Consider the following 13,566-nt stretch of genomic DNA (forward strand, 5'->3'; position numbering starts at 1 on the left):
GGGAAATGTTCGGGAGGATTATGTTCTTATAACTTGATACACGAGCAAAAATTGTTCCAGCGTAAATATTTTCCAAATTAATTAAAATTGAAATTGTTCCAGATGGTTGGCAATATGCATGCTGTGAAAATGAGCGTACTGGTTTTTGGTTAATGAGCCGAATGCTTCATGGGGCTGAAGTTTACCTTGCCATGCATCAAATGCATTAATGGCTTTGCGCAGGCGCTGGATGCCGGCCAGGGTGCCGTTAGGTGGAAAGGGTTTTGTTCCTTTGGTAGGCTCTGAAGTGTCATGCTGCATGTAACCCCGCCAGTCGAAATAATGAAAAGCAAGCTTGCCTACCGTAACCCGAAATAGCTTGGAGTGCATTAAGGGATAGCCTTCCAGTGTAAATTCCATTGTAAGAGCACAATGACTAAGATTCTGGAAAGCGTCCCAATCGCCGGATACCGGGATATCAGGGTTGCTTTCTATTCGGTCCAGAAAAGTCACGACTTCGCCTAAATTATTAAGTATCAATGGTTTTTTCATCTGGATGATGGATGTTTCATTGAAGATAATTAATTTAATAGAAAAGTGATTTTGCTTCAATCTGATAAGGATTGAACGGTGTTTTTTCAAATAAGATTTGAATTTATAATTATGAAAACCCCCGAAAACCCATCAATTGACTGGTTAGACCAGTTGCTCTTCGAGAACAAACTTCTGGAAGTGGTCCGGTTCGTTAATACCGTGAAGGATCCACCAGCTGAAATGTTAAGCCGGCAAGGGTTGGCATATTACCGATTGGAAAACTATGAGGAATCATCACGATGCTTTCAGGTTATCCTTACGGTGAAACCTGAGGATAAAGAAATAAGGGAATTATACGAGAGATCAAAAGTCAATGCTCGTACCAGGATCAATGAATTTGTTCCGGAAGTATACCATTTTGACGAGCAGGTTATCCAAAAGTTGAGGAGGACTACGCCATTACCGGTGCCCGTTAAAGTACATCGGGCTCCTGGCGGATGGCGCTTTTCCCGTAAATTGATCGGTGATTTATCAGGACGACTTTTATCTGTCTTGATTGACAATGTAACCGTTGTTTGGGGAAGGCTGGCTGGATTTCACGACCAAATTTGGACCAACTGGTATCGCCGACCTGCATTTTTAGGTATTCTTACCCTGGCCTATATGCGGGAACGAATGCATAAGTATAACTTGTATTCAGCGTACCCGGCAAACGCTTTGGTCGGTTTTGTTCATGGAAATATTAAACCACCGGTAGGCGTGACCCATTTTCGTACCGCAGATGGCAGCTGGAACAATTTGCATAATCCTTTGGAAGGTGCAGTTGGAACCAGGTTTTTGCGAAACATAGCTCCGAATTCCATCCAGACGGAAGATTCGGATCGATTGTTATACCCCAATCCAAGAAAGCTAAGCCGAATTTTTCTTACTCGTGGTCAGAGCATGAAAGAAGTGCCATTTCTTAATATGCTTGCCGTAGCCTGGATACAGTTTCAAAATCACGATTGGATCTCCCATGGTGAACCCAGGCTAAAGGAATATTATGAAATCCCATTGGACAAAGATGATCCTGCCCGTCTTCGCTACCGGCAGTTAAAAATGTTTGTTGGTAAAACACAGAATGATTATACCCGGTGCAAGGATGATCAGATTCCGATAACGCATCTAAATGAATGCACGCATTGGTGGGATGGTTCTCAAATTTATGGGAGCGATCTCGACACACAACAACGACTCCGATCAGGTATATCCGGAAAACTAGTGATTCAGGACAATGGTTTGCTTCCCCGGGATAAAAAGGGCATTGAGATAACGGGATTCACCCGCAATTGGTGGGTGGGATTGGCAATGATGCACACCTTATTCGTAAAAGAACACAATGCTATCTGCGATGATCTGACGAAGCATTATCCGGAATGGGACGATGAAAGGTTATTTCAGGTTGCACGCCTCATCAATGCAGCGGTAATGGCCAAGATCCATAGCCTGGAATGGAATTCAGTGATAAACCCCAATGCCACGCTGGCAAAAGGCTTACAATCCAACTGGTATGGCATGCTGACCACTAAGTTTCATCCCGAAGGTAACCGGAAGACGGTTGCCGGCATCAATGTGCGCAATCCTGAGATGGGTGGGGTTGTGGGAAACCCCATCGAAAAGCATGGATCGCCCTATGGATTGACGCAGGAATTCGTTGAGGTTTACAGGCTGCACTCGATGTTACCTGAAACGTTGATATTCCGTGATCATAATGGAGACGTACTGGAATCGATCCGAATCGATGAATCTCGTCAGAGAGGTTCGGGATTGTTGACAGATCGTCTTGATATGGGCCAGCTTTGGCATTCATTTGGGCTTCAACACCCAGGTCAACTGGTCTTAAATAATTATCCCCGATTTATGCAGGAAATGAGCATCCCGGGAAATCCGGTTTATGACCTTGGTGCCGTTGACATTCTACGCAGCAGAGAACGTGGAGTTCCAAGGTATAATGCCTTTCGACGGGCGTTGGGGCTGCAGCCGATAGAGACATTTGCCGACCTGACAGATGATGAGGAGGTTGTGCGCCGATTGGATGAAGCCTATGGAGGGAATGTAGAGTTACTTGACCTGATGATCGGATCTTTGGCAGAAGGTCATCGCCCTAAAGACTTTGCTTTTGGAGAGACCATCTTCCAGATCTTTTTACTTAACGCTACTCGTCGTCTGCAGGCGGATCGATTTTATACCGACTGCTATACGGCGGAATATTACACACCGGAAGGGCTGGAGTGGATTGACCGTACCGATATGAAAACGGTTCTGCTGAGGCACCACCCGGAGTTGATCCATACCGGACTGGCCCGTGTGAAAAATGCTTTCGAGCCCTGGCATGAATGATATACGGCAGCATTCTAACATGGATGGTTATTCCAGTTCCCAGCCGTATCTGATCCAATCCTCTTCTTTGTCGATGTCTGCCAGGCGGGGCAACTCATAGCAGGTAAGGCCCCGGTTTTGAATGCGACGCATGGTTTCCATAAATACTGAGTCCGTACTCCAGGCCATGGTATCAAATAGTGCTGCATTCTCCTGACGCATGCCAATCAAATAATAGCCCCCATCTTCGGTGCTGCCAATCACCAGGTCATAGTCCTTTAACGCCCGAAAAGCCTGGTTCAGCAGGGACGTCGTAATACCGGGAATGTCGCTCCCGATCAAAATCGCACCCCCGTGGGTGGTCAGAACTTCAGCAATAGCATTTTTCATGCGGGCTCCCAGATCTTCACCTCGTTGCAGGCGTTTTAAGAAAAGGGCCGGATCCCAGGCATCCTTTTCTTCTATTTCATCGCTGTAGTAGAGGTATTTTGTTACCCGGACCGGGGCGGTTACCTGCCGGATGCGTTCCAGCAGCGCCTCATAAATGGCCAGAGCTTTCTGTGGGCCCACGGTGGCTGCCAGTCGGCTTTTTACCTTTCCCAGCCGTGCATTTTTAGCAAAGAGGATCAGCGCATAATCGCTTTGAAGCATGTGGTAAGGTACTCGATTTTCCGTTTTAACCGGTAAGACTGTTAATTTGTGATGCTCAACTGACGTAAATAACCATCCATGCAGCAGGATAATCTTGATTTGCTCACCACCTGGGTCAGGGAATATACCCCTGATCTGTTGGGTTGGGCTGTTACGAAAACCGGCAATGCCACGCTGGCGGAAGACCTGGTACAGGATACATTTCTGGCTGCAGCAGAGCAAATGGAGCGATTCCGCAATGAAAGTCAACCCCGCACCTGGTTATTCAGCATATTGAGAAATAAAATTGCTGATCATTTTCGAAGTAATATCAGGGATCAGCGACGATTGGAGGAAGCACTCAGACAGGATCTTTATTTTCAGAACACCGGCGAGTGGAAGGAAGAATTAGCGCCGGCACCCTGGACGGAAGAAGAAGCGCCACTGCTGGATCAACCTGATTTCAGGCAGGTTTTGAAACGGTGCCTGGACATACTGAATCCGGTAATGCTCGACTGCATCAGGATGCGCTTTCTGGAAGACAGAAGAGGCGATGCGATTTGTCAGGAACTGGGGATTGCCGCGACGAATTATTGGCAATTGATTCACCGGGCAAAGTTGAATCTGCGTAATTGCCTTGAAAAGAATTGGTTTAACCACGACGAAGTATAATATGAATAGTCATTGCTACCAGGATCATTCCGGCCATTTCCTTCGATACCTGACCCTATTGGCAGTATTGCTGTTTTCATGTAGTCAACGGTTGCCTCACGTGCTGCCTGTGCGTGCTCCGGTATCGCACGCCGGATGGGATAGCTTATTGCATCAGCACGTCAGTATGGAAGGCTGGGTGGATTATGAGGGATTCATTCGGGACAGTATGAGATTGAACCGGTATCTGGAATTACTGGCTTCCGCCCATCCCCAGACATCCTGGCCGGGTGAAGAGCAAATGGCCTACTGGATCAATGCCTACAATGCCTTCACGGTGAAATTGATCATTCAGCATTATCCGGTGGAAAGTATCAAGGACATCAAGCGCGGGATTCCATTTGTCAATACCGTCTGGGATATACCATTTATCCACATTCAGTCGGAAACCTATGACCTCAATCAAATCGAACACCGCATTCTGAGGAAACAATTTAAGGATGCCCGGATCCATGCCGCCATCAATTGTGCGTCCTATTCATGCCCCCGCCTGGCATCGGAAGCCTTTGTTGCGGATCGATTGGATGACCAACTGACCCAGGCGATGTACAACTTTATCCATGATCCTCTGCGTAACCGGATTGAACGGTCAAGTGTACAAGTATCCCCGATCTTTAAATGGTTTGGGTCAGACTTCAGGCGGGATGCCGGTTCGCTCCGGGAATACCTAAACCGCTACCTGGAGACCCCTGTACCGGCGGGTGGAGAAATAAGTTTCCTGGAATACAACTGGTCACTGAATGATTCCGCCAGGAATCATCAATAGCAGACCGTCGAATTCAATTCAGCGCAACCATTGGCTGTACCAATGCTTCAATTTCTGACTGGAAACCCATCCACCGGACCAGACCACAAATACCACCAGGTTGACAATCTGCACCCGTAACCAGGAATTTTGCTGGTATTTCCTGGACGAAACAATACATGCTTTAGGGATCAGAACGGCCTTTATGCCCTGAGATTTCGCTTTCCGCAGAAATACATATTCTTCCATAATGGCATCTTTTGGATCATACCCACCGAGAGATTGATACACATCCTTACGGATGAAGAAAGTCCGGTCTCCGCCCTGGGTGAAAAACCAGCGGAACCGGGTAAAAAAGGCATTGATGCGTAATATCCCGGGTCCGCCATCAAAGCTGTATCTGAAATTGCCCATCGTCCATCCCTTTTCACTCGCCCGGATGATATCATCAGCATATGTTTCAGGAGGTAATGTATCGGCATGAACAAAGTAAAGGATGTCTCCGGCGGCATGTTTGGCACCGTAGTCCATTTGAGCAGCTCTGCCTCGTAGCCCGGAGACCAGAATGGTTGCCCCCATTTGCTGGGCTATGGTTATGGTGTCATCCTCGCTACGACCATCAACGACCAGGACCTCCCTGACCAGAGGCCCTCCATAATGCAATACATGACGGATCGTATTGGCGATCAGCCGGGATTCATTATAGGTGGGAATGATGACAGACAGGTACATGGGAGAGGGTTACAGATAGATTCAATAAATGGGAATTGAAAATAGCATGGAATGGAATATCGAATTCGTGTTGTGCATGAATGGAATGCTATTTTATTGTCAGGAATCGAAAAGCTTTTCGACCAATAGTTTGACGGTGTAAGTTAACTTTGTTCCGTAATGAAGGAAAATCCATTGTTGGTATCTTGTAAGGAAGCCACCGTCCTGGTGGAAAAAAAATTGCAGAACGAACTATCTATGGTGGAACGCGTTCAGCTTATTCTGCACACAGCCATTTGTGCAGCTTGTCGGACCTACCAGCGACAAAGCACAAAAATTGACGAAATCCTGAAGAAAGGTTTTAACCAGGGTGCCCGAGACCAACTGGACAGTAATGCGCTGGAGAAGCGCATCATCAACCATCTGGAACGTCCCGAATAATTCAATTACCCAGGCTTTCACAATTGTTAAGGAAATCTAAAAGTTTCTGGTCAGGCGTCAGGAAGGAAGAAAGTTAGCGACCAAGGTATAAAAGCTGGTCATGATTGCTGCAGAAACTACTGTAAGAAAAATCTACCCGATTTCCACCCCGATGGTGAATGACTGGAGTGAATTATTTACTCCGGGTGTTGAACAACACTACCGCCGCGGCCAGGTCGTTTTCCCAAGAAATCACCTGCATCCCTATGTTTATCAGGTGGTAAAAGGGTTGGTGGCCATCTGTTCGGTATCTCAGAATGATGATGTCATTCTGGATGCTCCCGGAAAAGGTGATCTGGTCAACCTTGATGGTATTTTACCGGCACCCAATGAATCATACCGGGCGACGGCACTGACCGGGTCTACGATCCTGAGGCGATTACCGCTGACTGAGGTCCAGGTTGCACTGCAGTCCAGGCAAAAATGGAATGAAATGGTTCACCAGTATCTGCTCAATCAAATCCAGCGATCGCAGCAGCGGATCCACGATCTCATGGTGCTTTCCGCACCGGAAAGAATCATTCATTTTCTGATGCAGTACGTCCTCAAACAAGGTCGTCAGGTCGGCTTTGAGTGGGTAGTCCAGCCGGTGCTGACACACCATGAAATTGGTCTGCTTACCGGAACCGGCAGGCAGACCGTAACCACCGTCCTCAATGAGTTGAGAAGTGAAGATGTCGTTCACTTTACCAGAAATTACTTTATCATCCGTAATCTTGAAAAAATGACCACCCTTTCAGGTTGCCCCGTCAGGGAGGAATTCAGGACTGCCAACAGAAAATAATACGGTTCCCGGTTCAGTAACAGATCGTCCGGATCAGATGCTGGGATGTTTTTCACCCCCGGGCTTTGTTTTTACCTCCCGGGTCGACTGGAATCTGGCTGTGAACGATTAGATTTGTTTAGTGCCAATAATCCATCATCAAACCATTGAACCCCAGGGTAACTGGGCTATCTGGGAAATCCGTGAAGCGGAATCCTGGTTCCGGGCTCATTTGCAGTTATTTGAGGTGGAAGAATCCATGATCGGTGAGATGAATGGTCAGCGAAGGCTGGAGTGGCTCGCGGCTCGTCAGTTACTACACGAAGTTTTAGGAGACCAGGATCGTACGCCATGTCTGAAAGACACGAATGGGAAGCCATACCTGGAAGACCGCCCGATCCATCTATCCATGAGTCATTCCCACGACCTGGCAGCGGTCATACTGGCACCGGTACCGGTTGGTATCGATGTACAGTACCGGGTGGCCAAACTGCAGCGTATTTCATCAAAATTTGTGACAGACAAAGAAGTAGACGTGTATCCGGGGAAACCTGACCTGGACTTTCTGCATATCCTCTGGAGCGCGAAGGAATGTATTTATAAAGCATATGGCAAAAGAGGATTAGATTTTCGTGAGCATCTGCACGTATACCTGGATGAGAAAGTACAGGAAGTTGGGACCTGCGAGGGCTTCCTGATCAAGGGTGACTTTGAAGCCCGCTACAACATCCACTATGAGTGGTTCGATCCCGGATTTGTACTGGTGTATGCCCTTATGGCTTAGTCACAAGCCATGTAGTTACAATTTCTCGATTTACAATGATCAGGCACCCTTGTAATCCTCAATTGGTGGGCAGGCACAGACGAGGTTACGGTCACCATACCCGTTGTTCACACGGGCTACACTCGGCCAAAACTTGAAGTGACTGCGCAGATAGGGAACCGGGTAGGCAGCCTGTTCCCGTGAATAGGGATGTGCCCAGCTGTCGGCTGTGATTTCCTCCAGGGTATGGGGTGCGTTATGCAGCACATGGTCTTCTGCGTCAGCTCCTCCGCTGGCGATATCGTCGATTTCCTGCTTGATGGATAACATGGCTTCGCAAAATCGATCCAGTTCTTCCTTGTCTTCACTTTCGGTCGGCTCAATCATGAGGGTACCTGCAACAGGGAATGAAAGCGTAGGTGCATGGAAACTGTAGTCCATCAATCGCTTGGCGATGTCTTCGGCGGATATGTTTAGTGCCTTGAACGGTCGTGCATCGATGATCAGCTCATGGGCTGCCCGGCCTTGTTCACCGGTATAGACCACGTCGAATACGCCTTCCAGCCGGGCTTTAATATAATTGGCATTCAGAATGGCGTACTCACTGGCTGCTTTCAGGCCCCGGAATCCCATCATCCGGATGTAACCGTAGGAAATCACCAGAATGGATGCGCTTCCCCAGGGTGCCGATGAGACACTTGGAATGGCTTTATCCCCTCCGATATGCTGGAATGGATGGCCCGGGAGGTATGGTTTAAGCTTATCGTTGACGCAGATTGGGCCCATGCCAGGTCCACCTCCACCATGTGGGATGGCAAAGGTCTTGTGCAGGTTGAGATGGCAGACGTCTGCACCGATACGTGCCGGATTGGTGAGGCCGACCTGTGCATTCATGTTGGCTCCATCCATGTATACCAGTCCTCCATGTTCGTGGATCAGCCTGCAGATCTGACGGATATCTTTTTCAAAAACGCCGTGGGTGGAAGGGTAGGTGACCATCAAAGCTCCCAAATGATCAGTGTGTTCTTTGCACTTGGCTTCCAGATCGTCCAGATCTATATTTCCCTTCTCATCACAGGCAACGACAATCACTTCCATACCGGCCATAACGGCGCTGGCCGGATTGGTGCCGTGGGCGGATTCGGGGATCAGGGCTATGTTGCGGTGTGCTTGGCCCCGGTCTTCGTGATAAGCGCGGATGACCAGAAGTCCGGTGTATTCTCCCTGGGCACCGGAATTGGGCTGAAGTGAGCATCCCGTAAATCCGGTGATCTCACAGAGATAATCTTCCAGTTCGGTGAACAGCTGCCGGTAACCTTCCAGTTGGTCAGCAGGGGCCAGCGGATGGATGTCCGCGAACGCCGGCCAGCTTACCGGAAACAGTTCGGTGGCTGCATTTAGCTTCATGGTGCAGGAACCCAAAGGGATCATGCTGTGAACCAGGGACAGGTCTTTATTCTCCAGGCGCTTGATGTAACGCATCAGCTGTGACTCCGAGCGGTAATTGTGAAATACCGGGTGGGTCATAAATTCCGAAGTGCGGCGGTAGGCCGACAGGTTATCCGGAATCTGAACCAGGTCTTCCATGCCTTTACCTGTCAATACTTCGGTCAGGTTTGCCACATCCCGGTCTGAACAGGTCTCGTCCAGGGCAATCGTAATCAGGTGCCCATTGTAATATAAATTATACCCGGCGGCCAGTGCACGCTGGCGTATGGTGGCAACCTGATCGGCAGGAACTTTTATCGTCAGGGTGTCAAAACAGGACTTATTGATGACATCCATGCCGGCAGCGTAAAGTTGGCCGGCCAGAGACCAGGTCAGCCGATGAATGGTTGTGGCTATCTGGCGTAATCCTTCGGGACCATGGTATACGCCGTACATGCCTGCCATTATGGCCAGTAATGCCTGTGCGGTACAGATATTCGAGGTTGCTTTCTCACGCTTGATGTGTTGCTCTCTGGTTTGGAGGGCCATCCGCAGGGCTGTCTTACCTTTTTCATCGATCGAAACGCCGATGATTCGCCCGGGGATCTGCCGTTTGAATTCCTCCCGTGTGGCGAAATAGGCGGCATGAGGGCCACCTGCCCCCATGGGTACGCCGAACCGCTGGGTATTGCCGATAACCGCATCTGCACCCCATTCTCCCGGAGGGATGAGTACCGCCAAACTGAGCAGGTCTGCGGCTACAATGACATATATATCTTTTTCGTGGGCTGCCTGCACGAGGTCACGATAATCGTGGACATGCCCCTGACTGGCCGGATACTGGATTAATATGGCAAAGGTCTGGTCGTCCAGGGTTGCCTCTTCCCAGGGGCCTACTTTCAGGGATATGTTTTGCGGGATAGCTCTCCCTTTGACCACCTCAATGGTGGTGGCGAAGACATCGTCGGCTACATAGAGTACATCGGCTGTTTCACCTTTTGCTCGCCGGTTCTTATGGGCATGGAACATCAGCATGGCTTCTGCGGCGGCAGTTCCTTCATCCAGCAGTGAGGCATTGGCCAGCGACATGCCGGTCAAATCGGCAATCATGGTCTGAAAATTCAGCAAGGCTTCCAGTCTTCCCTGGGATATTTCTGCCTGATAGGGCGTGTACTGGGTATACCAACCCGGGTTCTGAAAGATATTCCGCAGGATGGGGGATGGAGTCACCGTCCCATAGAAACCCTGGCCAATCAGTGATTTGAGCACTTCGTTTTTCGCAGCTATCGATTCCAGATGGTGCAAATAATCGAATTCGGAAAGAGCAGCTGGAAGTTGCAGGGGTTGTTCCAGGCGAATGTCCCGGGGGATGGTTTCATCCATCAGTTGATCCAGGGAAGGGACTCCGATGAGCTCCAGCATGGTGGCCAGATCACGATCGTTAATGCCAATATGGCGGTTACGGAAAGGCGCTTGCATCATAATCTAAATCGGAATAAAAGGTCAAAAAAATCTGATGTAAAATTAACCGAATTGAGCAGATTAAACCGGTCACATGCAAAAAATGTTCATTGGTGTGGTGCATGATTTAAATCAAATGGAAATGCGCTGGACAAGCCTGTTAATTGGTCATGAAATCCTACATTTGTCCCCAATTATCAAGTTATGAAAATCATCTGCGTAGGCCGTAATTACGTTGATCATGCCAAAGAACTGAACAATCCGGTCCCAACGGAACCCATGTTGTTCATGAAGCCTTCTACCGCCATTCTCAACAACAACAAGCCTTTTTACCATCCGGAGTGGAGCGAGAATATCCATTATGAAGCGGAGGTCGTATTGCGGATCTGCAAAAACGGGAAATACATACAGCCGGAATTTGCCGATACCTATTACGATCAGGTTACCCTGGGTATTGATTTTACAGCCCGGGATATTCAGGATCGTTGCAAGGCAAAGGGCCATCCCTGGGAAGTCGCTAAAGCGTTTGACCATTCGGCGGTGATCGGCCAATTTATTCCCAGAGAGGATGTCGATGTAAGCAACATCCATTTTGAGCTGGATAAAAACGGTGAGCGGGTCCAGGTGGGCGAAACCAGGGATATGATCTTTTCGTTTACCGACTTATTGGTTTATGCATCCCAGCGGTTTACACTGCAGGTTGGCGATTTTATTTTTACCGGAACCCCGGCCGGGGTAGGAAAAGTATCGGTTGGAGATGAACTGACGGGACAGCTGGAAGGAAAAGAAATGTTCAGGGTCCAGATAAAGTGATTTCAGAAATCTTCGGTATGGTCCCGTAATGAGCCCTTAAAGATCGGGCTTCCGGGGTCTGCACAACCAACCCGGGAGGGTTTTTTGTCAAATAACCGGAAATCTGAATACTAATCAAGTAATTTCTATTTTTGCGCAACGTTCTAATCAAATCGTAAAATTCAAATATGTATTTGTTTACCTCCGAATCGGTATCTGAAGGTCATCCGGACAAAGTTGCGGATCAAATATCCGATGCCATACTGGATGCCTTTCTCACTCAGGACCCCAAGTCCAAAGTAGCCTGTGAAACATTGGTTACCACGGGTCTGGCGGTCGTATCCGGCGAGGTGCGTTCATCTGCCTATGTCGACATACAGAGTGTGGTCCGGGAGACCATTCAGAAGATAGGTTATACCAAATCCGAGTACAAATTTGATGCGGATGCCTGCGGTGTTGTTTCTGCCATCCACGAGCAATCTCCGGATATCGCCATGGGTGTCGATGTAGGGAAAGATGCGATGAACATCGGAGCCGGGGACCAGGGGATGATGTTTGGCTACGCTACCAACGAGACGTCTAATTACATGCCCTTGCCCCTCGAACTAAGTCATATGATGCTCCGTGAGCTGGCGGCAATTCGCAAAGCTGGTAAGGAAATGACCTATCTCCGGCCGGATTCCAAGGCTCAGGTGACCCTGGCCTATGAAGAAGGGACCAACAAACCGCTCCACATCGATACCATTGTACTCTCTACGCAGCATGATGATTTCGCCTCAGAAGCCAAGATGCTTAAGGTCATTCGCAAGGACGTACAGGAGATCCTACTGCCCCGGGTCATCAAGAAACTGGGTGCCAAAAACAGGAGCCTGTTTGACTATAAATACAAATTACATGTGAACCCCACCGGCAAATTTGTGATCGGCGGACCTCATGGAGATACCGGCCTTACCGGTCGCAAGATCATCGTGGATACTTATGGTGGGAAGGGAGCACACGGAGGTGGTGCATTTTCTGGTAAAGACTCTACAAAAGTGGACCGTTCCGCGGCCTATGCGATGCGTCATTTGGCCAAAAACATGGTAGCAGCCGGCCTCGCAGACCAGTGTCTCGTACAGGTAGCCTATGCCATCGGGGTGGCCGAACCGGTAGGTTTGTTTGTGGATACTTATGGTACCAGCAAAATAAAAATATCTGACGGCGAGATTGCACAAAAATTACTGAAGTTGGTAGATTTGCGTCCGGCAGCTATTATCAAACGTTTTGGACTGCAAAACCCAATATTCCTTGAGACAGCCGCTTACGGCCATATGGGGCGCAAACCCGGTACCAAGGAAGTGATGCTTGGGGTGAATGGCCAGGCCAAAAAAACCACAGTAGAAACGTTTACGTGGGAAAAACTGGATCTCGTGGATACGCTGAAAGAAGCATTCCGCTAGCTCCATGCAAAAGCGACATTCCTTACTTTAGTTAGTAACATTCGATACAATGACATTTCTTCAAGAAATGTCATTTTTTTTTGTAACCAATGGAGTATTTAGAGTCTTTCTTCATGCATTTTAATTCGTGTTTCACATGATCCATCCACATACTGAAATTCGATACATCAACGATTTGAAAGGCTACGGTGTAGTAGCCAAACAAATGATCCCCAAAGGGACCATAACCTGGGTTCTTGATGAGCTTGACCGCGAATTTTCGCCGGAAGATATCGGGAACATGGAGCCTATTTACCAGCAGATACTGGATACCTATTCCTTTCGCAACAGTGCAGGGAATCACGTCCTTTGTTGGGATCATGGACGTTTTGTCAATCACAGTTTTAACTCAAACTGTCTGACAACCGCTTATGATTTCGAGATTGCCATACGGGATATTTACCCGGGAGAAGAATTAACCGATGATTATGGCTATCTTAACATTGGAACCCCATTCCGCGCTTTGGATGAAGGTACCCGGCGTAAGACGGTCTATCCCGACGATCTCAAACGATATTACAAAGTCTGGGATCGCAAGTTATGGCCTGCATTCAAACGCATAGGAAAGGTGAGCCAACCGCTCCGGCATCTTATCCGGGATACCCGGTGGGAGCATTACATGGATGTTTCTACCGGTAGACAGCCAATGGAATCGATATTGGCTTGTTATTATCCCGGTTCAGAGGAAGGCGCATTGATTATGGTAGAGAATGGCCGTAAATGAAATACCTGA

13 protein-coding genes are annotated in these 13,566 nt (G+C 48.4%); 9 read left to right on the forward strand and 4 right to left on the reverse strand.

What is annotated here, in order from left to right:
- Positions 1–81: 81 nt before the first annotated feature.
- Complete coding sequence (locus H6570_02790; protein ID MCB9318183.1) at positions 82–531, reverse strand: DUF1569 domain-containing protein; 450 nt, start codon at positions 529–531, stop codon at positions 82–84.
- A gap of 111 nt (positions 532–642) precedes the next feature.
- Here H6570_02790 and H6570_02795 point away from each other — a divergent pair, with 111 nt between their 5' ends.
- Entirely contained in the window at positions 643–2,892 is a 2,250-nt protein-coding gene (locus H6570_02795; protein ID MCB9318184.1) for a peroxidase, read from the forward strand.
- Between the two features lie 27 nt (positions 2,893–2,919).
- On the opposite strand, the gene H6570_02800 is transcribed toward H6570_02795, so the two are convergent.
- Entirely contained in the window at positions 2,920–3,522 is a 603-nt protein-coding gene (locus H6570_02800; GenBank protein ID MCB9318185.1) for a TIGR04282 family arsenosugar biosynthesis glycosyltransferase, read from the reverse strand.
- 78 nt (positions 3,523–3,600) lie between these two features.
- Between H6570_02800 and H6570_02805 the strand changes: the two genes are divergently transcribed.
- Both H6570_02805 and H6570_02810 read left to right on the forward strand, forming a co-directional pair.
- Complete coding sequence (locus H6570_02805; protein ID MCB9318186.1) at positions 3,601–4,173, forward strand: sigma-70 family RNA polymerase sigma factor; 573 nt, start codon at positions 3,601–3,603, stop codon at positions 4,171–4,173.
- Position 4,174: 1 nt separating this feature from the next.
- Positions 4,175–4,978 (forward strand): DUF547 domain-containing protein, encoded by an 804-nt coding sequence (locus tag H6570_02810; GenBank protein MCB9318187.1) that lies wholly within the window; start codon positions 4,175–4,177, stop codon positions 4,976–4,978.
- A gap of 18 nt (positions 4,979–4,996) precedes the next feature.
- On the opposite strand, the gene H6570_02815 is transcribed toward H6570_02810, so the two are convergent.
- The gene (locus H6570_02815; GenBank protein ID MCB9318188.1) at positions 4,997–5,689 is read right to left on the reverse strand and encodes a TIGR04283 family arsenosugar biosynthesis glycosyltransferase; all 693 of its coding nucleotides are present in this window, start codon (positions 5,687–5,689) and stop codon (positions 4,997–4,999) included.
- Positions 5,690–5,848: 159 nt separating this feature from the next.
- Between H6570_02815 and H6570_02820 the strand changes: the two genes are divergently transcribed.
- The 3 genes from H6570_02820 to H6570_02830 all read left to right on the forward strand — a co-directional run bounded on the left by H6570_02820 (position 5,849) and on the right by H6570_02830 (position 7,695).
- Entirely contained in the window at positions 5,849–6,109 is a 261-nt protein-coding gene (locus H6570_02820; GenBank protein MCB9318189.1) for a hypothetical protein, read from the forward strand.
- Between the two features lie 100 nt (positions 6,110–6,209).
- Positions 6,210–6,932, forward strand: coding sequence for a Crp/Fnr family transcriptional regulator (locus H6570_02825; protein MCB9318190.1), 723 nt, complete (start codon positions 6,210–6,212; stop codon positions 6,930–6,932).
- A gap of 121 nt (positions 6,933–7,053) precedes the next feature.
- A complete protein-coding gene (locus H6570_02830) occupies positions 7,054–7,695 on the forward strand; it encodes a 4'-phosphopantetheinyl transferase superfamily protein (protein MCB9318191.1) in 642 nt (213 codons plus the stop codon).
- A gap of 39 nt (positions 7,696–7,734) precedes the next feature.
- On the opposite strand, the gene gcvP is transcribed toward H6570_02830, so the two are convergent.
- Positions 7,735–10,584, reverse strand: coding sequence for an aminomethyl-transferring glycine dehydrogenase (gene gcvP, locus H6570_02835; protein ID MCB9318192.1), 2,850 nt, complete (start codon positions 10,582–10,584; stop codon positions 7,735–7,737).
- Between the two features lie 183 nt (positions 10,585–10,767).
- Here gcvP and H6570_02840 point away from each other — a divergent pair, with 183 nt between their 5' ends.
- The 3 genes from H6570_02840 to H6570_02850 all read left to right on the forward strand — a co-directional run bounded on the left by H6570_02840 (position 10,768) and on the right by H6570_02850 (position 13,557).
- Positions 10,768–11,376, forward strand: coding sequence for a fumarylacetoacetate hydrolase family protein (locus H6570_02840; GenBank protein MCB9318193.1), 609 nt, complete (start codon positions 10,768–10,770; stop codon positions 11,374–11,376).
- A gap of 167 nt (positions 11,377–11,543) precedes the next feature.
- Positions 11,544–12,794 (forward strand): methionine adenosyltransferase, encoded by a 1,251-nt coding sequence (locus H6570_02845; protein ID MCB9318194.1) that lies wholly within the window; start codon positions 11,544–11,546, stop codon positions 12,792–12,794.
- A gap of 136 nt (positions 12,795–12,930) precedes the next feature.
- Positions 12,931–13,557, forward strand: coding sequence for an SET domain-containing protein (locus H6570_02850; protein ID MCB9318195.1), 627 nt, complete (start codon positions 12,931–12,933; stop codon positions 13,555–13,557).
- Positions 13,558–13,566 lie beyond the last annotated feature (9 nt).

Source organism: Lewinellaceae bacterium (genome assembly GCA_020636135.1).
Lineage (GTDB): Bacteria > Bacteroidota > Bacteroidia > Chitinophagales > Saprospiraceae > JAGQXC01.